Here is a 24645-nt window from a genome sequence, read left to right as displayed (position 1 = left end):
TAAAAAAGAGCATTATTTTTTGATGCTCTTTTTTTGTTATAAGAAAACACATGCAACTAGAATTCAACAAAAAAACACAGGAATTAACAATAAAAGATGAAGTGCCAATGCATTCATGGTTAATAATCTCTTTGATGTTAATTAATGGAATTAATATGGGAGTTCAGTTGTATTTAATGAGTTATAAAAACAATGAAACTCTTTTTGTTTTTATGTTTTTACTTGCAGTAGTTTCTGTAGTAGTAATATTTTATTACGTGGTAAAAAGATCATGGAAATCTAAATACTTACTTAATGAAATAGAAGGGATAGAAACAAGAAAAGCCTACGGAAGAGAACGAATTTTTCTAAAATTACATAATGGAAAAAGACGTAGTTTTCCAGTGTTAAAAAATGAAAAAGAACTAAGCGATTTTAAGAAAACACTAACCTCAATGGGGATTAAACCAGTTTAATATGAAGAAAATAATCTTAAGCCTTTTATTGTTACCGGTTATTTCTTGTGCTACCGTAAATAGTGCAAAAAACAAAACCGAAACAAAGACAAAAGTACACAAGCAATCTAGCCAAGGGTATTGGCAGCAACATGTTGATTATACTATGGATATTGATATGGATGTTAAAACATATCAATATAAAGGAACACAAAAATTGGTGTATACAAACAATTCGCCTGATGCATTAAATAAAGTATTCTATCATTTATATTTCAATGCATTTCAACCAAACTCACAAATGGATGTTCGTTCAAGAAATATTCAAGATCCAGATAGAAGAGTAGGAGATCGTATTAGTAAATTATCACCTTCAGAAATAGGATACATTAAAGTAAGTTCTTTAAAACAAAACGGTTCGGTAGTAAAACACGAAACTGTTGGAACCATTTTAGAAGTTACATTAAACAAACCAATTCAACCAGGGGAAAGTGTAACGTTCGATATGATTTTTGATGCGCAAGTACCAAAACAAATCCGTCGTTCAGGTCGTAATAGTGCTGAAGGAGTTGCTTTGTCAATGACACAATGGTATCCTAAAATGGCTGAATATGATTTTGAAGGTTGGCATACACCACCATACTTAGGAAGAGAATTCCATGGAGTTTGGGGTAATTTTGATGTAACACTTCATATTGATAAAAATTATGTAGTTGGAGGAACAGGATATGTCCAAAACCCACAAGAAGTCGGTCATGGTTACGAAGACAAAACAAAACCGTTAAACCTTCCGTCAGGAGATAAATTAACATGGAAATTCACTGCGCCAAACGTACATGATTTTACTTGGGGAGCGGATCCTGAGTTTATTCATGATACCTATAAAATGGATAATGGAATCGATTTACATTTTCTTTACAAAAAAACATTAGATGCTGAATATCTAGAGAACTGGAAAAAGTTACAACCTAAAACAGCTGAACTAATGACGTATTTTAGTGAGCACATAGGTCAGTATCCATATAAGCAATACTCAGTTATTCAAGGAGGAGATGGAGGTATGGAATATGCAATGTGTACATTAATTACAGGACAACGTAAGTGGGGAAGCTTATTTGGAGTAACAGCACACGAATTAGCACATACTTGGTTTCAATTCTTGTTAGCAACTAACGAAAGTAAACATCCTTGGATGGATGAAGGATTCACCACTTATATTTCAAACAAAGCAGAAAATGAAATTTTAGGAGAAGGAAAAAAAAATCCACATGCTGGATCTTACCGAGGGTATAATTATGTGGTAAAAAATAATATTGAAGAACCTTTAACAACACATGCTGATAGGTATCATACAAATACAGCGTATGGAGTAGCGAGTTATTCAAAAGGAAACATTTTCTTATCTCAATTAGAATATATTATTGGAAAAGAAAATGTAGCAAAAACGTTGAAGAAGTATTTTGAAGATTTTTCTTTTAAACACCCAACTCCAAACGATATTAAACGTACTGCTGAAAAAGTTTCAAGACTTCAGTTAGACTGGTATTTAAATGAATGGACGCAAACAACACATACTATTGATTACGGAATAAAATCAGTAAACGGAAAAGAAATTACCTTAGAACGTATTGGTCAAATGCCAATGCCTATTGATGTTGAGGTAACGTACACAGACGGCTCAAAAGAATCATTCAATATTCCGTTACGTATGATGCGTGGAGAGAAACCAACCAATGCTACAGTTATTACAGATTGGACTTTTGCACATCCAACATACACTTTTACAACAAAAAAAGAGGTGAAATCAGTTGAAATTGATCCATCAAAACTAATGGCAGATGTAAATCAAGAAAACAATTCGTTCGGAAAGTAAGTTCAAACCAAATAAAATTATTAAAACGGAAAATCTATACAGGTTTTCCGTTTTTTTATTAAAAAAAATAATCCATAATTTTCTTTGTGTAATTATCTCATAGATTCTATGTAATTTTGTTGCTTAAACCTTTTAGGAAGCTCTTAATTGATTCTATTTTAAGAGAGAACAATAGAAGGTAACAAAAATAGAACACGTACATAATTTATAAAGATGTCAGAAGAAAAGAAATCATTGAATTTTTTAGAGCAAATTGTTGAAGAAGATTTGGCAAATGGAATGCCAAAAGAAAATTTGCGTTTTCGTTTTCCGCCAGAACCAAACGGATACTTACATATAGGACATACAAAAGCTATTGGTATTAGTTTTGGTTTAGGAGAAAAATACAATGCTCCAGTAAACCTTCGTTTTGATGATACAAACCCAGCAAAAGAAGAGCAAGAATATGTAGACGCTATTAAGCGAGATGTAGCTTGGTTAGGGTATCAGTGGGAAAAAGAATGCTATTCTTCTGATTATTTCCAACAATTATATGATTGGGCAGTTCAATTAATTAAAGACGGAAAAGCATATGTAGACAACCAATCTTCTGAAGCAATGGCTGAACAGAAAGGAACGCCAACGCAACCAGGAGTAGCAGGACCTAATAGAGATAGAAGTATTGAAGAAAATTTAGATTTATTCACACGTATGAAAAACGGTGAATTTGAAGAAGGTTCTCATGTGTTACGTGCTAAAATAGATATGGCTTCACCAAATATGTTAATGCGTGATCCTATTATGTACCGCATTTTAAAGAAAGAGCATCACCGTACAGGAAGTGACTGGGTAATTTATCCAATGTACGACTGGACACACGGAGAAAGTGATTATATAGAGCAAATCTCTCATTCACTATGTTCACTAGAGTTTAAACCGCACCGTGAACTATACAATTGGTTTAGAGATAATGTGTATGAATATAGTCAATCAGAATACCCATTACCACCAAAACAAAGAGAATTCTCACGTTTAAACTTAAGTTATACCGTAATGAGTAAACGTAAGTTGATGAAGTTGGTTGAAGAAGGAATCGTTTCAGGATGGGATGATCCACGTATGCCAACTATTTCAGGATTACGTCGTCGTGGTTATACACCTGCTTCTATACGTAGCTTTATTGAAACGGTAGGAGTTTCTAAACGTGAAAACGTGATTGATGTAGCATTGCTAGAGTTTAAAATTAGAGAAGATTTAAACAAAACAGCAAATCGTGTAATGGCTGTTTTAGATCCGGTAAAAGTGGTAATAGATAATTATCCAGAAGATCAAGATGAGATTTTAATTGCTGAAAACAATCCAGAAGATGAAAATTCAGGAACAAGAGAAGTTCCATTTTCAAGAGAGATTTATATAGAGCGTGAAGATTTTAGAGAAGAAGCAAACAAAAAATTCTTCCGCTTAAAATTAGGAAAAGAAGTGCGTTTAAAGAATGCGTATTTCATCACGGCTAATAGTGTAGAAAAAGATGAAAATGGAAACATTACGGTAATTCACTGTACATATGATCCATTAACAAAATCAGGAAGTGGAACAGAAGAAAGTAAGCGTAAGGTCAAAGGAACTTTACACTGGGTTTCTATAAAACATGCAGTAAAAGCTGAGGTAAGAGCGTATGATAGGTTGTTTTCAGATGAAGCACCAGACAGCCATAAAGACAAAGATTTTATGGAATTTTTAAATCCGAATTCGTTAGAAAAAATTACGGCTTACGTTGAACCAAGCTTACAAACAGCAAAGATTGGAGATCGTTTTCAGTTCCAACGTTTAGGATATTTTAATGTAGATGATGATTCAACAGCAGAAAATTTAGTATTCAATAAAACGGTTGGACTAAGAGATAATTGGGCAAAGAAGAACAAATAGCCCCTAAAGACATAAAAAAAAATAAAAAATGCTGCTTTTTAACTTAAAAGCAGCATTTTTTTTAACAAAAAAATCAATTTTCACTTTTCATTAGAATATGTATCTTTACAGATTAAGGATAGTTGTCATAAAGTAAATTTTATACGACTGAAAATCAAATAATAAAAATATTTTTTGATACTGTAAATGCACAGGTTTAAAAAATATTTCAAAAAAATATACTATCGTATGAGTTGTAGCAGTTGCTCAACTAACAAAAGCGGTGTGCCAAATGGCTGTAAGAGTAACGGAAATTGTGCTACAGGTACATGTGGAAGTGGAAATAAGCTCGCTGTTTTTGATTGGTTATCAAATATGACTTTACCTTCAGGTGAAGCACCATTTAATATTTTTGAAGTCCGTTTTAAAAATGGACGAAAACACTTTTATAAAAACCCTGAAAACTTAACCCTTTCAATGGGAGATGTGGTTGCAGTTGAAGGATCTTCAGGGCATGATGTAGGTATTGTTTCTTTAGCAGGCGAACTTGTAAGAGTTCAAATGAAAAAAAGAAAAATTACTGCAGATAGTGATGATGTAAAGAAAATTTACAGAAAGGCATCTCAAAAAGATATTGATGTTTGGCAAGAAGCCAGAGGAAGAGAGTTAGAAACACAACGAAAAGGAAGAGAAATTATTAGCCGTTTAGGGTTAAAAATGAAACTTTCTGATGTTGAATATCAAGGAGACGGAACCAAAGCTACTTTTTATTACACAGCAGACGAACGTGTAGACTTTCGTCAGTTAATTCGTGACTTAGCTAGTGCTTTTTCTATACGAGTAGAAATGCGTCAGGTAGGAATGCGCCAAGAAGCAGCTCGTTTAGGAGGAATTGGTTCTTGCGGTAGAGAATTATGTTGCTCTACTTGGTTAACCGACTTTAGAAAAGTAAATACAGCAGCAGCCCGTTATCAGCAACTGTCATTAAACCCATTAAAGTTAGCAGGACAGTGTGGTAAACTAAAGTGTTGTTTAAACTACGAATTAGACACGTATTTAGATGCATTACAAAGCTTTCCGAAGCAAGATAAAGTGCTAAAAACAGAAAAAGGAGATGCTGTTTTCGTTAAAATGGACATATTCAAAAAATTACTTTGGTATACCTACAAAGAGGAAAGTTTTAAATGGTATAAACTATCGTTAGATCAAGTTCAAGAGATTATAGAATTAAACAAAAATAATGAACTTGCGTTACCGTTAGAAGAATATGAATTGGAGATAGCTGAAGAGGTTTCTGTCGATTTTGAGAATGTTGTTGGTCAAGATAGTTTAACGCGTTTTGATGCACCTAAAAAAAGTCGTAAAAACAGTAGGCGTAGAAAAAGAAAACCAGCAAATAAAGCGGAAGTAGATAAACAGCCACAAACAAATAAAAGGCAAAAGAAAAAACCACAAGGAAAAACGGAAAAAACTGAAGGAGGCCAAAAAACAGAAAAAAAGAGAGTTGATAATAGGAAACCAAGACCTAAAAACAATCCAAAAACTAGAAAACCAAAACCAGAAAGTAAAACAACTGATAAACCACAAGGACAACAAAAAAAACCGAGAAACCCTAGAAGAAAAAACAACAATCAACGAAAAAGAAATAATAGCGATAATAAAAACAATACCAATAATGAGAAGTAAAATTGGCATCATTTTTTTAGTAGCCATACTATTAGCTTCATGCGACTCAAATAGTGAGTTTGACAATTATATTGCGCTTCCTAAAAGCTCATGGAATAAAAAAAATGCAATACAGTTTACATTTCCAATTAATGACTCTATTGGTAAGAAAAACCTTTTTATAAACCTTAGAAATAATAAAGATTATGCATACAGTAATCTTTTTTTAATTACACAAATGAATTTTCCTGATGGGCAAATAATCATAGACACTTTGGAATATGATATGGCTGATGTTACAGGAAAATTTTTAGGACAAGGTTTTACAGACATTAAAGAGAATAAACTTTTTTATAAAGAAAACATAACGTTTCCCCGAAAAGGAGAATATACTTTTAAGGTTCGACAAGCCATGCGAAAAAATGGAGAATTAGAAGGAATTGCAGAATTAGAAGGAATTACTCATGTAGGGTTTAGAATAGAAAAAATAAAGTAATGACAGAGAAAAAAACAACAAATTTTAGTAAGTACATTAAATGGTTTTGGGGTATCATTTTAGGAGGGTTCTTATTTGTTTGCCTACTATTTTTACTAGCTTCTTGGGGAGTGTTTGGTGCGCTACCTACTTTTGAAGAATTAGAAAACCCAGAGAATAATTTAGCTACAGAAATTATTTCAGCTGATGGTAAAACTTTAGGTAAGTATGCTGTTGAAAACAGAACACCTATAAAATATAAAGACATTCCACAAAATATGGTAAAAGCGTTAGTTGCAACAGAAGATGAGCGCTTTTATGAACATTCAGGAATTGATTTTAGAGGAACAGCAAGAGCTATTTTAAAACCAGGAAGTGGAGGAGCGAGTACAATAACCCAACAGCTAGCAAAAATGCTGTTTACGAAAAAAGCCTCTCGAAACATTTTTAAAAGAGTACTTCAAAAGGTAAAAGAATGGGTAGTAGCTGTTAAGTTAGAGCGTCAATATACTAAAGAAGAAATCATAACCATGTATTTGAATAAATATGACTTCTTAAATCAAGCAGTAGGTGTTCGTTCAGCAGCTCGAATTTATTTTGGAAAAGAACCCAAAGAGTTAGATATAGAAGAATCTGCAATGCTAGTAGGAATGCTTAAAAACTCTTCCCTTTTTAATCCTTTAAGGAGAAAAGAGATGGTAAAACAACGAAGGAATGTTGTTTTAAAGCAAATGAATAGAAGTGAGTTTATTACTTTAAAACAAAAAGATTCATTACAAAAATTAGGTCTAGGACTTAATATAAACAGAGAAGGGCATAGTGACGGTTTAGCAACATATTTTAGAGAGCATTTAAGAAGTATCTTAAAAGAGTGGGTTAAAGAAAACCCAAAACCAAATGGAGAAGAGTATAATATTTATAGAGATGGATTAAAAATTTACACTACTATAGATTCTCGTATGCAAAAATATGCTGAAGAAGCGGTTTATGAACACATGGAAAACCTTCAATCATATTTTGATAAAGAACAAAAAAGAAATAAAAAAGCTCCTTTTTATGATATAGGGAAAAAGGACATAGAAAAAATAATAAGAAGAGCAAAGCAAAATTCAGACCGTTATAAGCGAATGAAAGCAGCAGGTAAGTCTGAAAAAGAAATAGATAAGGTGTTTAACACAGCTACTGATATGCGTATTTTTACGTGGAAAGGTGAACGTGATACAGTAATGACTCCTTATGACTCAATACGTCATTATAAACACTTCTTGCGTTCAGGTTTGGTGTCTATTGAACCTCAAACAGGCCACATTAAAGCATGGGTTGGAGGAATTAATCATAGATACTTTAAATATGATGCAGTTGAGCAACAAAAACGCCAAGTAGGTTCTACATTTAAACCTTTTGTATATGCTACTGCAATTAATCAATTAAAAATGTCACCTTGTGATAAATTACCAAACACACCATACACCATTCCGAAGGAAAAATATGGAATGCCAGAAGATTGGACACCAAAAAATGCAGGAGGTAAATATGGAGGTGAATTAACGTTAAAAGACGCCTTAGCAAAATCAGTAAATGTGATTACAGCACAATTAATTGATAAAGTCTCACCTATAAATGTAGTTCGACTAGCAGAGTCTTCAGGAATACAATCCAAATTAGAAGCAAATCCGTCTATTGCATTAGGAGCAATTGATTTATCTTTATTAGAAATGGTTAGTGCATATTCAACTTTTGCGAACAAAGGGTTACGTGTTAGTCCACTAATGGTTACTCGAATTGAAGATAAAAACGGAACAGTTTTAGAAGAGTTTGTTCCTGAGACAAAAGAAGTGTTAAGTGAAGAGTCAGCTTATGTGATTTTAGATTTAATGAAAGGAGTAACTCAAGTAGGTTCCGGAGCTCGTTTAAGATCAACATGGACATCAGGAGGAGATGCAGTAACAGGTTTCCCTTATAAATTTACGAATCCTATTGCAGGTAAAACAGGTACAACACAAAATCAATCAGATGGTTGGTTTATGGGAATGGTTCCAAATTTAGTAACTGGAGTATGGACAGGAGGAGAAGATAGAGCAACACACTTTGCAGGACTAAGATATGGTCAAGGGGCAACAATGTCACTACCAACATGGGCTATATTCATGAGAAAATGTTATGAAGATAAAACATTAGAAGTTAGCAAAGAAAATTTTGAGAAGCCTAAAGATATAAGTATAAACCTAGACTGTTCAAAAGTTGAGGAACCAAAAGAAGGAGAGGAAGAAGAAACAGTGCCAGACGATACGGATTTTTAGTAAATTGTAAAGTATTTAAAATCTCACCTAGTAGGATAAAGCTTAAAACAACAACTATAATGATAAATAAAAAAGTAAATAACGTACAAGAAGCATTGCAAGGTGTGCAAGATGGAATGACCTTTATGTTAGGAGGGTTCGGTTTATGCGGAATACCTGAAAATGCTATTGCTGAGTTAGTAAAAATAGGAGTAAAAGATGTTACTTGTATTTCTAATAACGCAGGAGTTGATGATTTTGGCTTAGGGTTGTTATTGCAAAATCGTCAGATAAAGAAAATGATTTCTTCTTATGTAGGAGAAAATGATGAATTTGAGCGTCAAATGTTATCTGGAGAATTAGAAGTAGAATTAACACCTCAAGGAACTTTAGCCGAAAAATGTAGAGCAGCACAAGCAGGTTTTCCAGCATTTTATACCCCAGCGGGTTATGGAACAGAGGTAGCAGAAGGAAAAGAAACTCGTGAGTTTGACGGGAAAATGTATGTATTAGAGCCAGCATTTAAAGCAGACTTTGCTTTTGTAAAAGCATGGAAAGGTGATGCTGCTGGAAACTTAATTTTTAAAGGGACTTCTAGAAACTTTAACCCTAATATGTGTGGGGCAGCTAGAATTACAGTTGCTGAGGTTGAAGAGTTAGTCCCAGTAGGAGAATTAGATCCAAATCAAATTCATATTCCAGGAATTTTTGTACAACGCATTTTCCAAGGAGAAAAATATGAGAAGAGAATTGAACAACGAACTGTTCGCAAACGAGATTAGTTTTTAATGAATCAATTTGAAAATTTGAAGATGTAACAATGAGAAGTGATAAAGAAAACTTAATTGTAAAATTAACTTTTGAGTTATCTCTTGAAATCATCAAGTTTTCAGAAGAAATAAGAGCTTTACATCGTTATGAGATGGCATCTCAGGTTTTTAGAAGTGGAACATCAATAGGAGCCAATATTAGAGAAGCACAAAATGCAGAAAGTAAAGCAGATTTTATTCATAAATTTAAAATTTCAGCGAAAGAAGCTGATGAATTGGAGTATTGGTTATTATTGTGTGAACAATCAGAATTTTACCCCAAGCCCAAAAAAGAAGTTACTAACAGATTTGAAAACAATTATTAAGATAATAAGTAAAATAATAGCTTCTTCAAAAAAGAAGTAATTATAAAATTTTCAAATCAACAAATTTTCAAATTAAAAATGTTAGATAAAAACGGAATAGCGAAAAGAATCGCAAAAGAAGTAAAAGACGGATATTATGTAAACCTTGGTATCGGAATTCCAACATTAGTAGCCAATTTTGTTCGTGATGATATTGAAGTAGAGTTTCAATCAGAAAATGGAGTGTTAGGTATGGGACCTTTTCCTTTTGAAGGAGAAGAAGATGCTGATATTATCAATGCAGGAAAACAAACTATAACAACTATGCCAGGAGCTAGTTTTTTTGATTCTGCTACTAGCTTTTCAATGATTCGTGGTAAACATGTTCACTTAACTATTTTAGGAGCTATGGAAGTAGCTGAAAATGGAGATATAGCAAACTGGAAAATACCAGGAAAAATGGTAAAAGGTATGGGGGGGGCAATGGATTTAGTAGCCTCTGCCGATAACATTATTGTAGCAATGATGCATACCAATAAAAGAGGAGAGTCGAAGCTACTTAAAAAATGTTCCTTACCATTAACAGGTGTAGGTTGTGTAACTAAAATTGTAACCAACCTAGCGGTATTAGAAATTAAAGACAGTAAATTTTACTTATTAGAAAGAGCACCGGGAGTATCTGTAGAAGAAATTAAAGCAGCTACAGAAGGAACTTTAGTGGTCGAAGGAGACATTCCAGAAATGAATATTTAACAAAATTATAGGATAAAAAAAAGACGTAAAGTGTTAAGCTTTACGTTTTTGTATTTTAAAAATAGATGAAAATAATCTCATACAACGTAAACGGAATTAGAGCAGCATTAAAAAAAGGGTTTATCGATTGGTTACAAGCAGCGAACCCTGATGTAATATGTATTCAAGAAACCAAAGCTCATAAAGAACAATTAGATGTAACTGAGTTTGAAAACGCTGGGTATCCATACCATTATTGGTTTTCAGCAGAGAAAAAAGGGTATTCATCAGTAGCAATTTTTTGTAAAGAAGAACCAAACCATGTAGAGTATGGTACAGGAATAGAATCTATGGATTTTGAAGGGAGAAATCTTCGTGTAGATTTTGATGAGGTCTCTGTAATGAGTATGTATTTACCTTCAGGAACTAATAGTGCTCGATTAGACTATAAGTTCAACTACATGGATGAAATTTTAACCTATGCTACAGAGTTAAGAAAAGAAATTCCTAACTTGGTTATTTGTGGAGATTACAACATCTGTCATGAAGAAATAGATATTCACAACCCGAAAATGAAAGGAGTATCTGGGTTTTTACCAGAAGAGCGTGAATGGCTAGGGAAGTTTATCAATAGTGGATTTATTGATAGTTTCCGTCACTTGCACCCAGAAAAACAAGAGTATTCTTGGTGGAGTTATCGAGCAAATGCAAGAGCGAATAATAAAGGTTGGCGTATTGATTACAACATGGTAACCGAACCATTAAAAGATAAAATTTCAAGAGCATATATTTTACCAGAAGCAAAACATTCAGATCATTGCCCAATTGCAGTTGAATTAGATTTATAAAACCAACATGAAGAAATTATTAACACTACTACTTTTTACAACTTCAATTTTTGCGCAACAACCTGTTGATAGTCTTTTTATAGCTAAAGACAGTATTGATGTTGTGGTAAATGACTCTATAAACTTATCGCAAAACCAAGAGCTATTTTCTACAGAAGATTTAAAGATGATTGATAGCTTATTGATTGAAGAAAAATTTAATTCATCGTTGTTTGACAGTATTCAATATGTAATTAACGATAAAGATATTTTAGGAAATACAACCACAATTCTAACAACAGATTTATTAAAGAAAAGATTACAAGACCTAAACGTAAAAACACCGTTTCATTTAGAGTATAATCCTGCGTTAGAAAAAGTAATAAACAGTTATTTAAAATACCGAAAAAAATACTATCCAGCATTAATGGCTCGTGCTCAATATTATTTTCCAATGTTTGAGCAATACTTAGATCAATATGATATTCCGTTAGAAATGAAATATTTGGCTATTGTTGAGTCAGCATTAAGACCAGACGCTCGTTCTTGGGTGGGAGCTACAGGTTTATGGCAGTTTATGTATGGAACAGGTGTTCAGTTTGATTTGAAAGTAAATTCGTATGTAGATGAACGTCAAGATCCAGTAAAATCAACAAAAGCAGCTTGTCAATACTTAAGTCAACTATATAAAATTTTTGGTGATTGGGATTTAGCTTTAGCAGCATATAATTCGGGTCCAGGAAATGTATCAAAGGCAATAAAGCGTTCTGGAGGATATAAAAACTATTGGAATATCCGCCCTTTTTTGCCTCGTGAAACAGCAGGGTATGTACCAGCATTTTATGCAACGATGTATATTTTTGAGTATGCAGAAAAGCACCATATTTACCCTGAAGCACCGAAAATATTCAATTTTGAGACAGATACAGTTCGTGTAAAAAGAACCATTAGTTTTGATCAGATTTCAGAAAAAACAGGGATAGATTCTGATTTATTAGCGTTTCTAAACCCGTCGTATAAGCTAGATATTATTCCATATGTAAAAGAAAAAAATTATGCAGTTCGATTACCTCGAAGAAACTTAATGGACTTCTTAGAAAAGGAAAAAGAAATATATGCTTTAGCAAATGAAGATGACGCTAAAAGAGAAAAGCCATTACCAAAGTATTTTGAAATGGATAAACGTATTCGTTACAGAGTTCGAAGTGGAGATTATCTAGGTAAAATAGCTAATAAATTTGGAGTACGAGTAAGTGATATTAAACGTTGGAATGGTTTACGCACACATCATTTAAAAATAGGTCAGAGATTAAGTGTTTATCCTAAAAGAATGGCTGTTCCAAAGAAGGTTTCAAAGAAAAAATATAAAGCACCAACAGGTAAGCATGAGGTGTATGTTGTTAAAGAAGGAGATTCATTATGGACTATTTCAAAAAAATATCCATCAGTTTCTGTTGATGAAATTAAAAAATGGAACAATATTTGGAGTGTTAAGAGTTTGAAACCAGGAATGAAACTTAAAATATTTAAAAGCTAAAAAACAACTACTAAACACCACAAACTATGAATAAACTAATAGCATTATTTGCCCTGATTTTTATAACAGTTTCGTGTAAAAATAAAGGAGAGAAAAGCGACTATGTTTTACCAACATCAAATGGAAATACTAATAAAATATTAGTAGTAATTAAAGGAAATGATTGGGAAGGTAAAATTGGTGACGAAATTCGCTCTGTTTTTGGGGAGCATCAGGTAGGATTACCACAGCCTGAAACATTACTTTCAGTAGGACAAATAGACCCTATAGGATTTAAAGGTTTTATAAGGAATGCAAGAGCTGTTTTGATTCTTAGAGAAGGAGAAAAAGAAAAAATAGCAGTAGAAAAAAACAAATATGCTGAACCTCAAATTTTAGTTTATGCAACAGCTAAAAGTAAAGGAGCTTTGGTTGACTTGATTCGCAACAGAGGAAAAGAGATTATTAAATTATTTAAAGATGAAGATGTAAAATTTACTCAAAACATTTTTAAAAAAGAGAAATTAGACGAAAGCCAATTCAAAACAATAAAAAAATTAGGTATTTCATTAACCATTCCTGAAAGGTTTAAACTTGTTGAAGATACGGGAGACTTTTTATGGTTACGTCAACACTTAAAAAGCGGAATAGCAAGAGGAGATGGAACCAACAATATTTTAGTGTATAGTTATCCATTAGAAGATGAAAGCAAAGTAGAAGATAATATAACAAGAATGCGCGATACGATTGGTAAAAAATATATTCCAGGAAGTAAAGAAGGAATGCACATGATTACCGAACAAGCATATACACCATTTACTTTCGATGCAGAAATTGATGGAAGAAAAGCTTATGAAACTAGAGGTAAATGGGAAGTAAAGAATGATTTTATGGCAGGACCGTTTATTAATTACTCGATAATTGATAAAGAAAACAACCGTGTTCTTGTTTTTGAAGGCTTTACTTATGCACCTTCAGTAAATAAAAGAGATTTTATATTTGAGTTAGAAGCAATAGCAAAATCTTTAAAAATAAAATAAAAGATAAATCATAACAACGGTAGAAAAGCATCAATTTAAAAATTGATGCTTTTTTTATGTAACAAAAAGTTGTAGAAAAAGACAAATAAGATAATCAACCAAATACAAAACCAAATGATTGCACATTTTTTAAAGTTAGAGTGGAAGCAGTTTTTTCGCTCTTCTTATTTCGGAAAAAGTATTGCATTAAAAATTATCATGGGCTTTTTTGCATTGTATATGCTAGTTTCATTTTTAATGATAGGAATAGGAGGGTATTTTTTCATTAAAAAAGAATACCCAAATACAGATCCACTTTTTTTTGTGAATGGATTTCTTGTTTTTTTACTACTTGGAGATTTAATTTTTCGCTACTTAATGCAAAAATTACCAGTACTAAACATTAAGCCGTTTCTAAACTTACCGATAAAAAAAGAAAAGTTAGTCCATTTTGTATTAGGAAAATCAGCAGTGTCATTCTTCAATATAATGCCGTTGTTTTTTTATGTGCCTTTTTCAATAGTATTAATAGGTCAAGGCTATGATATTATAGGGGTTTTAGGATGGTTGTTTTTAATGGTTATGCTAGTGTTAAGTGCTAACTACGTAAATTTTTTAATAAATAAAAACAATTATGCACTAGGAGTAATGATTGTTGTACTAGCAATATTGTTTTTTGGAAATAAATACCAGCTGTTTAACGTAAATGATGTGTTTGCTCCTATTTTTCAATCAGTATATAACCTTCCTGCTTTTGCATTAATAGGAGTGGTTCTATTGATAGGTTTATATTATATAAACTTTAAATTATTAAGAGAAAAAGCATATTTAGATGACGCTATAAAAAGTAAAGAAGAAGTAGCAAAAGAATCAGACTTATCTTTTGTTGATAGATTAGGAGATGTCGCGCCATTTATTAAAAATGATATTCGTCAAATTTGGAGGAATAAACGTACCAAAACAGTATTTTTTATGTCGTTTATATTTCTTTTTTACGGAACTATTTTCTTTGGAGAAGAAACATATCGAGAAAAAATGCCTGCTTTCTTAGTCTTTGCAGCAATTTTTGTGACAGGAGGTTTTACGATAAATTATGGACAATTTATTCCTGCGTGGGATAGTGAGTATTACAACATGCTTATGAGTCAAAATATTCGTTACCGAAAATTCTTAGAAAGTAAATGGTATTTAATGGTTGTAATGTCAGGAGCATTATACCTATTGAGTATTCCTTATGCTTATTTCTATGGAGTAAATATTTTTTTAATGATAACCGCAGGAGCAATATTTAATATTGGTTTTAACTCGCTCTTTTTGTTATTTGCAGGTTCTTTTAACCGAAAACGTATAGACCTAAATAAAAGTGGGTTTTCAAATTATCAAGGAACCAGTGCAACCCATTTTTTAATCATAATTCCCATAATCGGAATTCCTATGTTCTTATTCTGGGTTTTCAACAAGTTTGTGAGTTTCAATGCAGGAGTTTTAGCAATTGCTATTGCAGGAGTACTAGCATTAGCGTTCAAAAATTACTTTATGAACTTTATAGAAAAAAGATACATTAAAAGTAAGTACGCAGTAATACATGCATTCAGCCAAAAATCATAACTAACCAAAAACTAAACAAAATGATATCTATACATAATATTTCAAAAACATACGGAAGTACACAAGTTTTAAACATAGAAGAGTTGAATATTCCAAGCGGACAAGCTTTTGGGTTAGTAGGGAATAATGGAGCAGGAAAAACAACTTTGTTTAACCTGTTATTAGATTTAATTAGACCAACTACAGGAGGGATTGTAAATAATGAAGTAATTGTAAATAAAAGTGAGAACTGGAAAACATTTACAGGGTCGTTTATAGATGAAACTTTTTTAATAGGATATTTAACACCTGAAGAATACTTTGATTTTGTTGGAGATTTACGCGGGATGAATAAAGCTGATGTAAAAGCTTTTTTAGCTCAGTTTGATGAGTTTTTTAATGAAGAGGTTTTAGGAAAGAAAAAATACTTACGAAGCTTAAGTAAAGGAAATCAAAAGAAAGTAGGTATTGTAGCTGCAATGATGGGGAATCCACAAGTGATAATTTTAGATGAACCTTTTGCAAACTTAGACCCTACAACACAAATTAGATTAAAAAAAATAATTAAAAAACTTACAGAAAATAATGATGTAACTGTACTAGTTTCTAGTCACGATTTAAGTCACGTAACTGAGGTGTGTGGGCGTATCGTAGTCTTAGATAAAGGAAATGTTGTAAAAGATATAAATACATCACAAGAAACTTTAAAAGAGCTAGAAAGCTATTTTTCTGAATAAAACAAGGTAAAAATCACCTTATAATTATTATTTTTACCTCTTTACGTACAAAAAATGCAATTATTACGTTGTTGTACTGTAAAAGTAATAGTATATGAAAAAAGGGGTAAAGATAATAGTATTCAGTGTTTTAGGAACTATCGTGTATTCGTGTAGTGTTAAAAAGGATGCTTTTTTGAATAGAAGTTACCATGCCGTTACTACTAAATACAATGTGCTTTTTAATGGAGAGCAAGCGTATTTAAAAGGACTTGAAGAAATTCAAGAAAAGCACGAAGACAATTTCTGGAAACGCTTACAAATAGAACCTATAACTTTTGATGAAAGTAAGTTAGCTACGAAAGTACTTACACCAGGTACAGGATTTAATACTGAAGAGAGTGAAGAAGACAAAAACCTAACTCCTTTTGAAAAAGCAGAAGAAAAAGCAATAAAAGCCGTTCAAACACATTCAATGAATATTAATGGCTATGAAAAAAATAGCCAGATAGATGACGCTTATTTATTGTTAGGTAAATCAAGATATTATACCCAGCGTTTTATTCCAGCATTAGAAGCCTTTAACTACGTAATAGTTAATTATCCAAAAGCAAATTTAAATTATGAAACAAAAATATGGAGGGCGAAAACAAATATTCGTCTAGGTAATGAAAAAAGAGCTATAGAAACATTAATGTTGTTATTAGATGTTTTAGATGAGAAAGAAAAAATAAATAAAACGGTAAAAGAACAAGCTTATACAGCCATGGCAATGGCATATGAACAAACCGATACCATTCAAAAAATGGTAGATTATTTAAAATTAGCAACTAAAACACGTTACAATAAAGAGCAAACAGCAAGAAATATGTTTGTGTTAGGTCAGGTTTACAGCGAATTAGATAGAAAAGATTCAGCAAGAATGGTGTTTCGAAGATTATCAGAATTTAAAAGAGCACCAGACAAGTTCCGTATTCGAGCAAATATTGAACTTGCTAAAAATACTCCAAATGATTCAACATCAATATTAATGTTGGCAAGGTTAAGAAAACTGATTAAAAACTCTGATAACCGCAAGTTTTTAAACGAGTTATACTACCAAGCAGGGGTGATTCAAGAAGGGAGAAATAATCCTGAAGCGGCAGCAGAATATTATAAAAAATCTTTACAAGCGAAGCATAACAACAATTACCAAAAAACATATGCGTATGAACGCTTGGCAAATATAGCTTTTGAAAAAGAGAATTATTTGTTAGCAGGCTCATATTATGATAGCGTATTGCAGGTGGTTTCCAAAGAGTTTGATCAAGAAAAAAGAATTCGTAGAATTCGTAGAAAGAGTAAAGGGTTAACAACTTTAAGAAAATATGAGGAAACTGTTAAAAATAACGACAGTATTCTTAGTTTAGTTGGAATGACGCTAGATGAAAGAACTTCTTTTTTTGTGACATATATAGAAAAAATAAAGAAAGAAGACGAAGAAAAAAGACAACAAATGCTCAATGCTCAGAACTTTGGAAATGGTTTTGGAGGCGGTGTATCTATAAATAATAGTGCAAATAAAGGGAAGTGGTACTTTTACAATACTCAAGCATTAGGGTTTGGAAGAGCAGATTTTCAAAAAATATGGGGAACACGCCCTCTAGAAGATAACTGGCGATTATCAGACAAATCTATTAGCGTCACAGAAGATGTGTCTGATGATATTAATGGAAAAAAAATCAACAAAAGATATGAGCTTTCAACATATCTTGAAGCTATACCAACTGATGACAATGTAATTAATGACCTTGTAAAAGAGCGAAATGATGCATTATATCAATTAGGACTAATTTATAAAGAGCAGTTTACAAACACTACACTAGCAATTAAAAACCTAGAACGCTTAAGACAGGTGAGTATAAATAATAAGTTGGAATTGCCAATAAGTTACCACTTGTATCAAATATATAAAAAGCAAGGAAATGTAGCTAAGTCAAATGATTATAAGAACATTATCCTAGAAAAGTATCCAGAAACAAGTTTTGCTCAAATAATTTTAAACCCAGATAAAAAACTTGTTAAAAAGAAGAAAGAAGATCAGGTTTTAAATAAGTATAAAGAAATATATTATTTATATAAAGAAAATAAATTTGAAGAGGTCGTTAGTGAAATAGATAAATTTTCAAGTACACTAAAAAATTCAAATTTAATCCCTAAATTCGCACTTCTAAAAGCCTTGGCGATAGGTAAATATCAAGATAAAGAGACCTATAAAAAAGCGCTAGAGTTTGTTGCAGTTAGTTATGCTACTACTCAAGAAGGTAAAAAAGCAAAAGAAATTATAGAACTATTAAATAAAGCATAACCCCTTAAATTCCCCGAATATGTTTGGTAAAGAGAGTAAAAAAACAGGAGAAAACAAAGTTGCAGAGAGAAACATTATAGGAAAAAACACTAAAATAATAGGTGAGATTATTTCAGAAGGAGATTTTAGAATAGATGGAATATTAGAAGGAACCATAGAAACTAAAGGAAGAGTAATAATTGGAAATACTGGTTTAATTAAAGGAAAAGTTGAATGTACTAATGCAGATATAGAAGGAGAGTTTTCAGGAGAGCTTTTTGTTTCAAACACTCTTACAGTAAAATCTTCAGCAAATATTAATGGTGATGTAATTATAGGAAAATTATCTGTAGAACCAGGAGCAGAATTTAATGCCACTTGTGCCATGAAAGGAGCGGTAAAAGAACTAAATAAAAATGAGCAAGGACTCAAAGAAAAAACCGCTTAATAAATACATACGATTCACAGGAATCGCACTTCAAATGGGATTAACTATTTACCTAGGAAGTTTGCTAGGTAAATGGTTAGACCAAAAATATCCAAACGACAACCAACTTTACGTAAAAATTTGTACACTTGCAGCAGTTTTTGGTGCTATTTACTCTGTAATACGCCAAGTAATTAAGATAACCGACAATAATGAGTAAACGAATTTTAGTATTTTCTTCTATTATATTAGTTTTAGGTATAGGAGGCTTCTTTTTAAACAGTTTTTTGCTTTCTAATGCGGGTGTAACACTTTCTTTTTCTGTATTACAAGTATACTGTTTTAATGTAATAGCAACTATTTTAATTTATTCTTTAATAGAATGGGTACTTGGATATTTACCAAATGAAACAGGATATTTATATTTAGGAATGTTAATGGTAAAATTCGGAATTTTTATTCTACTATTCCAAAAGAGTATTTTTTCAGAAGCAGGGTTAACAAACCCAGAAAAAGCAACCTTATTAATTCCTATTATGGTGTTTTTAGCTATCGAAACTGTAGCGTTGTCAAAAATACTTAACACTAAATAGATGAGTTGTTTATGACGATGTGTGGTGTTCTTTAAAACTAAGCAAAAAAAGGGTTTGTAGTTTTAATTAAATGTGTACCTTTGCACCGAAATTTACAGACCCAAAATCTATATTTAGTAAAGGTATGATGGTAGCAAACAAAACTATCAAGTTTTTAACACTTTTAACACTTGTGTTTTCATCGTTAACTGCATTTGCAGGTGGAGACGATACAACTTCTAATGATAGTGGTAGAATTAACACTAAAGAGTCAATAGATGCTTATATTAAGCATCACTTGGCAGATTCTCATGATTTTAACTTGTTTTCATATACGAATGATGCAGGAGAGCGTAAGCATATAGGCTTTCCATTGCCCGTTATAGTGAAAACTACTAAAGGAATTAAGTTTTTCATGTCGTCAAAATTTCATCATAACGATGATGGTACATTGGTTGTGGATGCAGGTGATGTGAAATTGGTGAAAATACATAGTAAAATATATGAATTAAATGCGGGTGAAGAAGTGGTTGCTTTTGATGAGGAGCATCATGCTACTAACGCACAGAAAGTATTGGATTTGTCTATTACCAAAAGTGTGTTTGGTATGTTTTTAGCAGGTTTGTTAATGTTCTTTGGATTTAGAAGTTTGGCTTCTGGGTACAAAAAAGGGCCAATACCAACAGGTGTAGCACGTATACTAGAACCTTTAGTTTTATATGTAAGAGATGAAATTGCACGTCCTAATATTGGAGAGAAACATTACCGTAAATTTATGGGGTTCTTATTAACCGTGTTTTTCTTTATTTGGGTTTTAAACTTATTAGGATTAACCCCGTTAGGTTTTAACGTAACAGGTCAAATAGCAGTAACAGTTTGTTTAGCTTTATTTACATTTTTTATCGTACAATTTAGCGGAAATAAAGATTATTGGAAACATATCTTCTGGATGCCAGGTGTGCCAGTCTTAATGAAATTAGTATTAGCACCAATTGAGGTGTTGGGTATGTTAACTAAGCCATTTTCTTTATTTGTGCGTTTGTTTGCGAATATTACCGCAGGACACTCAGTAGTTATGGGTATCGCAGCGTTAATGATTTTATTAAAAGCAAAGTTTGGAACAGCGGGAGCAACAGGAATCTCTTTCTTTTTAACCTTGTTTTTAACTATTATAGAGTTGTTGGTAGCTTTTCTACAAGCTTATATTTTTACCATGTTATCATCGTTATTTATTGGTATGGCGGTAGAAGAACATGACCATCACTAAGAACTAGAATCAAAAATTTGTTTAATTATATATAAATCAATTATTATGACACTTAATTTAGTTGGAGCAGGATTAATCGTAATCGGAGCAGGATTAGGATTAGGGAAAATCGGTAGTAGTGCAATGGAAGCTATTGCTCGTCAACCAGAAGCTGCTGGTAAAATCCAAACTGCAATGATTATTATTGGAGCATTATTAGAAGGTTTAGCATTCGGTGCTTTACTTTTAGGATAAGCAACAAAAAACAAACAAATTCCTGTAACGGTTGGTTGCAGGAATTGTTTACACAATTAAACAAAAACACACAAAAATATATATAATAATGGGAATATTTAATGACTTTTCTGTAGGGTTGTTTTTTATGCAACTAGTAATTTTAGCTTTATTAATCTTTATAATGGCAAAGTTTGCATGGAAGCCTATTTTAAATGCGTTAAATGAGCGTGAGGAAGGGATTCAAGGTGCTTTAGATGCTGCAGAAAATGCACGTAAGGAAATGCAAAACTTGCAAGCGGATAACGAAAGATTAGCAAAAGAAGCCAGAGCAGAGAGAGATGCAATGATGAAAGAAGCTCGTGAGATAAAAGATAAAATTATAGCTGATGCTAAAAAAGAAGCAGAGGATCAGACTACTATAATGATAGATAATGCAAAAGCTACAATAAAACAAGAGCAACAAGCAGCTATCGCTGAGTTAAAGAAAACAGTAGGTAACTTATCTATCGAAATAGCTCAAAAGGTAGTAAGAAAAGAATTAGCTTCACAAGATGAACAATTAAAGCTTGTGGAAGGAATGTTAGAAGAGGTTACTTTAAACTAATCAGTAGATGAAAGAATCAAGAGCAGCATTACGTTACGCCAAAGCAATTTTAAATTTAGCTAAAGAATCAGGAAATAAAGCTTTAGTAAATGATAACATGAAGTTAATCGTAGATACAATTGCCGAAAGCGCTGATTTAGATGTTATGCTTAAAAGTCCTGTAATTAAAGCTGCAGATAAGCGTAAAGTTTTAAATGCACTTTTTGGAGATAAAGTAGACAACATAGTAAAAGGGTTGTTTAATTTATTAGAGGAAAATAAGCGTATGGTGATGTTAGACCCTATTGCTAAGCAATATGCAGTTATATATGATCACTATAAGAACACAAAAATTGCCAGAGTTACAACCGCAGTAGCTTTAACAAAAGAGTTAGAAGATAAAATACAAGCTAAAATTGTAGCCCTTACAGGAAACAATGCAAGTATTGAGAATATAGTAAATCCAGAGATATTAGGAGGATTTATCTTACGAGTTGGAGATGTGCAGTATGATGCAAGTATCTCTAGTCAATTTAATGAGTTAAGGAGAGAGTTTGACAACGGTCATTACATTCCAAAAATTTAATTATACATCAAAAGAAATAAGATGGCAGCAATTAAACCAGCTGAAGTATCAGCAATTTTAAAGGAACAATTAACAAATTTTGAGTCTAAAGCTTCATTAAATGAAGTAGGGACTGTATTACAAGTAGGTGATGGTATTGCACGTGTTTATGGATTATCTAACGTACAATACGGAGAATTAGTAGAATTCGATAACGGATTAGAAGGTATCGTATTAAACTTAGAAGAGGATAATGCAGGTGTTGTATTATTAGGAGCTTCTACTTCAGTAAGAGAAGGATCTACTGTAAAACGTACAGAAAGAATTGCTTCTTTAAAAGCTGGAGAAGGAATTGTAGGACGTGTTGTTAACACTTTAGGGCAACCAATCGATGGTAAAGGACCAATCGAAGGGGAAACTTTTGAAATGCCTTTAGAGCGTAAAGCACCAGGAGTTATCTTCCGTGAGCCTGTAACTGAGCCAATGCAAACAGGTATCAAATCTATCGATGCAATGATTCCAGTAGGACGTGGTCAACGTGAGTTAATCATTGGAGACCGTCAAACAGGTAAATCAACTGTTGCTATTGATACTATCTTAAATCAAAAAGAATTTTATGATGCAGGACAACCAGTGTACTGTATCTACGTAGCTATCGGTCAAAAAGCTTCAACAGTAGCAGCAATTGCTAACATGTTAGAAGAAAAAGGAGCGTTAGCATATACAACTATCGTTGCTGCAAATGCATCTGACCCTGCACCTATGCAGGTATATGCACCATTTGCAGGAGCTGCAATTGGAGAATATTTCCGTGATACTGGTAGACCAGCTTTAATTGTTTATGATGATTTATCTAAGCAAGCAGTAGCGTACCGTGAGGTATCTTTATTATTAAGAAGACCTCCAGGGCGTGAGGCTTACCCAGGGGATGTATTCTATTTACACTCAAGATTATTAGAACGTGCTGCTAAGGTAATTGCTGATGATTCTATTGCAAAAGATATGAATGATTTACCAGAATCATTAAAATCTAAAGTAAAAGGAGGAGGATCTTTGACTGCATTGCCAATTATTGAAACTCAAGCAGGAGACGTTTCAGCATATATTCCAACAAACGTAATTTCGATTACTGATGGTCAGATATTCTTAGAGTCTGATTTATTCAACTCAGGGGTTCGTCCAGCGATTAACGTAGGTATTTCTGTATCACGTGTAGGAGGTTCGGCTCAGATTAAATCAATGAAGAAAGTATCTGGTACACTAAAGTTAGATCAAGCTCAGTACCGTGAATTAGAAGCATTCGCTAAGTTTGGTTCTGACTTAGATGCTGCAACTTTAAATGTAATTGAAAAGGGTAAGCGTAACGTAGAGATCTTAAAGCAAGCTCAAAACGATCCTTATACTGTAGAAGATCAGGTAGCTATTATTTATGCAGGTTCTAAGAACTTGTTAAAAGATGTGCCTGTAAACAAGGTAAAAGAATTTGAAAAAGATTATTTAGAGTACTTAAATGCGAAGCATAGAGATACTTTAGATACTTTAAAAGCAGGGAAATTAACTGATGAAGTAATTGATACTTTAAGAGACGCTGCTAAAGAAATTTCAGCTAAATTTTCAGCTTAATAAAAACAAAAAAGGCATCCCCGTTTTACAACGGGGGTTTTATAAATTTTAAGTTCAATTAAATGGCAAACTTAAAAGAAATACGTAACAGAATTACTTCGATTAAATCAACAATGCAGATTACCTCTGCCATGAAAATGGTATCGGCTGCAAAGTTGAAAAAAGCTCAAGATGCAATTACAGCAATGCGTCCGTATTCATCTAAGCTTACCGAATTATTACAAAGCTTAAGTGCTACATTAGATAGCGATGCAGGTGGAGTATATTCAACAGAAAGAGAAGTAAATAAAGTATTGTTAGTTACTATAACTTCAAACAGAGGTTTATGTGGAGGTTTTAACTCATCTATCATTAAAGAAACAGTTAAAACAATTAACGAGAAATATAATAATACTGCTGTTGAATTATTAACAATTGGTAAAAAAGGAAACGATATTCTATCAAAAGATTACACCGTTGTAGAAAATAGAAACGATATTTTTGATAACTTAACTTTTGATAACGTTGCTGAAGTTGCTGAACAGTTAATGAATTTATTTGTAGATGGTTCTTACGATAAAATAGAAATCATTTACAACAGATTTAAAAATGCAGCGACTCAAATACCACAAGTAGAACAATTCTTGCCAATTCAACCTATAGAAGGAGAAACAAATGCTAATTTAGATTATATTTTTGAGCCTTCTAAAGAGGAGATTATTTTAGAATTAATTCCTAAGTCATTAAAAACGCAATTATACAAAGCAATTCGTGATTCATTTGCTGCCGAACACGGTGCTCGTATGACTGCAATGCATAAAGCAACAGATAATGCAACAGAATTACGTGATGAGTTATTATTAACTTATAACAAAGCACGTCAAGCTGCAATTACAAACGAGATTTTAGAAATAGTTGGTGGGGCAGAAGCTTTAAATAACTAGAATAATATTTTCAATCATTTAA

Annotated in this window: 24 protein-coding genes; all 24 read left to right on the top strand. The window is 32.4% G+C overall.

Features of this window, described 5'->3' with window-relative positions; translation table 11 throughout:
• Positions 1-50 precede the first annotated feature (50 nt).
• Positions 51-455, top strand: coding sequence for a hypothetical protein (locus NH341_RS01620; RefSeq protein ID WP_253055532.1), 405 nt, complete (start codon positions 51-53; stop codon positions 453-455).
• A 1-nt stretch (position 456) separates the two neighbouring features.
• Positions 457-2307, top strand: coding sequence for a M1 family metallopeptidase (locus tag NH341_RS01615; RefSeq protein ID WP_253055531.1), 1851 nt, complete (start codon positions 457-459; stop codon positions 2305-2307).
• Positions 2308-2520: 213 nt separating this feature from the next.
• Positions 2521-4212: a glutamine--tRNA ligase/YqeY domain fusion protein gene (locus tag NH341_RS01610; protein ID WP_159488805.1), complete on the top strand. Its 1692-nt coding sequence runs from the start codon at positions 2521-2523 to the stop codon at positions 4210-4212.
• Between the two features lie 228 nt (positions 4213-4440).
• Positions 4441-5877: a regulatory iron-sulfur-containing complex subunit RicT gene (gene ricT / locus NH341_RS01605; RefSeq protein ID WP_159488807.1), complete on the top strand. Its 1437-nt coding sequence runs from the start codon at positions 4441-4443 to the stop codon at positions 5875-5877.
• Positions 5867-6352, top strand: coding sequence for a gliding motility lipoprotein GldH (locus NH341_RS01600; protein WP_253055530.1), 486 nt, complete (start codon positions 5867-5869; stop codon positions 6350-6352). Before ricT ends, NH341_RS01600 begins: the two co-directional genes overlap by 11 nt.
• Positions 6352-8631, top strand: a complete 2280-nt coding sequence (locus NH341_RS01595) for a penicillin-binding protein 1A (RefSeq protein ID WP_253055529.1) — start codon at positions 6352-6354, stop codon at positions 8629-8631. Before NH341_RS01600 ends, NH341_RS01595 begins: the two co-directional genes overlap by 1 nt.
• Before the next feature lie 59 nt (positions 8632-8690).
• Positions 8691-9392 carry a CoA transferase subunit A gene (locus NH341_RS01590; RefSeq protein WP_253055528.1) on the top strand — a complete coding sequence of 234 codons (702 nt, stop codon included), beginning with the start codon at positions 8691-8693 and terminating at the stop codon, positions 9390-9392.
• A 38-nt stretch (positions 9393-9430) separates the two neighbouring features.
• Positions 9431-9745: a four helix bundle protein gene (locus NH341_RS01585; RefSeq protein WP_371875250.1), complete on the top strand. Its 315-nt coding sequence runs from the start codon at positions 9431-9433 to the stop codon at positions 9743-9745.
• 78 nt (positions 9746-9823) lie between these two features.
• Complete coding sequence (locus NH341_RS01580) at positions 9824-10477, top strand: 3-oxoacid CoA-transferase subunit B (RefSeq protein ID WP_253055527.1); 654 nt, start codon at positions 9824-9826, stop codon at positions 10475-10477.
• Positions 10478-10542: 65 nt separating this feature from the next.
• Positions 10543-11304 carry an exodeoxyribonuclease III gene (locus NH341_RS01575; RefSeq protein WP_047788142.1) on the top strand — a complete coding sequence of 254 codons (762 nt, stop codon included), beginning with the start codon at positions 10543-10545 and terminating at the stop codon, positions 11302-11304.
• Between the two features lie 7 nt (positions 11305-11311).
• Positions 11312-12820 (top strand): lytic transglycosylase domain-containing protein, encoded by a 1509-nt coding sequence (locus NH341_RS01570; protein WP_073182419.1) that lies wholly within the window; start codon positions 11312-11314, stop codon positions 12818-12820.
• A 26-nt stretch (positions 12821-12846) separates the two neighbouring features.
• On the top strand, positions 12847-13839 hold the full coding sequence (locus NH341_RS01565) for a DUF4837 family protein (protein ID WP_073182420.1): 993 nt from the start codon (positions 12847-12849) through the stop codon (positions 13837-13839).
• 114 nt (positions 13840-13953) lie between these two features.
• A complete protein-coding gene (locus NH341_RS01560) occupies positions 13954-15426 on the top strand; it encodes a DUF5687 family protein (RefSeq protein WP_253055526.1) in 1473 nt (490 codons plus the stop codon).
• 20 nt (positions 15427-15446) lie between these two features.
• Complete coding sequence (locus NH341_RS01555; protein ID WP_253055525.1) at positions 15447-16142, top strand: ABC transporter ATP-binding protein; 696 nt, start codon at positions 15447-15449, stop codon at positions 16140-16142.
• A gap of 94 nt (positions 16143-16236) precedes the next feature.
• Complete coding sequence (locus NH341_RS01550) at positions 16237-18468, top strand: tetratricopeptide repeat protein (protein ID WP_239178358.1); 2232 nt, start codon at positions 16237-16239, stop codon at positions 18466-18468.
• 19 nt (positions 18469-18487) lie between these two features.
• Positions 18488-18895: a polymer-forming cytoskeletal protein gene (locus tag NH341_RS01545; RefSeq protein ID WP_047788147.1), complete on the top strand. Its 408-nt coding sequence runs from the start codon at positions 18488-18490 to the stop codon at positions 18893-18895.
• Positions 18864-19094 carry an AtpZ/AtpI family protein gene (locus NH341_RS01540; RefSeq protein ID WP_159488822.1) on the top strand — a complete coding sequence of 77 codons (231 nt, stop codon included), beginning with the start codon at positions 18864-18866 and terminating at the stop codon, positions 19092-19094. The genes NH341_RS01545 and NH341_RS01540 overlap by 32 nt, the downstream gene beginning before the upstream one ends.
• Complete coding sequence (locus tag NH341_RS01535; RefSeq protein ID WP_073182425.1) at positions 19087-19467, top strand: DUF6168 family protein; 381 nt, start codon at positions 19087-19089, stop codon at positions 19465-19467. Before NH341_RS01540 ends, NH341_RS01535 begins: the two co-directional genes overlap by 8 nt.
• 124 nt (positions 19468-19591) lie before the next feature.
• Complete coding sequence (gene atpB / locus NH341_RS01530) at positions 19592-20713, top strand: F0F1 ATP synthase subunit A (protein ID WP_047788369.1); 1122 nt, start codon at positions 19592-19594, stop codon at positions 20711-20713.
• A 45-nt stretch (positions 20714-20758) separates the two neighbouring features.
• Positions 20759-20947 (top strand): ATP synthase F0 subunit C, encoded by a 189-nt coding sequence (gene atpE, locus NH341_RS01525; protein ID WP_028891526.1) that lies wholly within the window; start codon positions 20759-20761, stop codon positions 20945-20947.
• An 88-nt stretch (positions 20948-21035) separates the two neighbouring features.
• Positions 21036-21533, top strand: a complete 498-nt coding sequence (locus NH341_RS01520; RefSeq protein ID WP_047788149.1) for a F0F1 ATP synthase subunit B — start codon at positions 21036-21038, stop codon at positions 21531-21533.
• Positions 21534-21540: 7 nt separating this feature from the next.
• The gene (gene atpH / locus NH341_RS01515; RefSeq protein WP_253055524.1) at positions 21541-22098 is read left to right on the top strand and encodes an ATP synthase F1 subunit delta; all 558 of its coding nucleotides are present in this window, start codon (positions 21541-21543) and stop codon (positions 22096-22098) included.
• Positions 22099-22119: 21 nt separating this feature from the next.
• The gene (atpA, locus tag NH341_RS01510) at positions 22120-23700 is read left to right on the top strand and encodes a F0F1 ATP synthase subunit alpha (RefSeq protein ID WP_047788151.1); all 1581 of its coding nucleotides are present in this window, start codon (positions 22120-22122) and stop codon (positions 23698-23700) included.
• Between the two features lie 62 nt (positions 23701-23762).
• Positions 23763-24623, top strand: coding sequence for an ATP synthase F1 subunit gamma (atpG, locus tag NH341_RS01505; protein WP_047788152.1), 861 nt, complete (start codon positions 23763-23765; stop codon positions 24621-24623).
• The last annotated feature ends 22 nt before the right edge of the window (positions 24624-24645 follow it).

This window comes from Tenacibaculum sp. XPcli2-G, from assembly GCF_024124505.1.
Taxonomy (GTDB): Bacteria; Bacteroidota; Bacteroidia; order Flavobacteriales; family Flavobacteriaceae; genus Polaribacter; species Polaribacter mesophilus.
Note: the sequence above shows the minus strand (reverse complement) of the source record. Positions and strands in the feature narration are given on the sequence as shown.